Here is a 246-nt window from a genome sequence, read left to right as displayed (position 1 = left end):
GAATAACTTTCATCGGTCAGGAAACAGCATCCTCCGGCAGGGGTGGCAAAATCATCAAAGCCAAACTGTTTTGCCAATGCAATCTGCGGCTTACGGTTGCGTCCATGAAAATCATAAAGCTTATCGCGGTCTACCCATCCTTCACGTTCTGGTCTGGTTGGTTGGAGGTTTTTGGCACATAACGGACGTAACAGTAAATCCTCAGCGCCTGATTCAGCTGCCACAATCGGCATAGTGCGCTTTAAT

General features: G+C 48.0%; 1 pseudogene. It reads right to left on the bottom strand.

Annotated features, from left to right (window positions below):
* Positions 1-246, bottom strand: a pseudogene (locus B3182_RS03140) (tRNA (5-methylaminomethyl-2-thiouridylate)-methyltransferase); the annotation flags it as partial.

It is taken from the genome of Methylophaga sp. UBA4204, assembly GCF_002379485.1.
In the GTDB taxonomy this organism is placed as follows: Bacteria; Pseudomonadota; Gammaproteobacteria; order Nitrosococcales; family Methylophagaceae; genus Methylophaga.
This window is presented reverse-complemented; position numbering and strand designations above follow the sequence as displayed.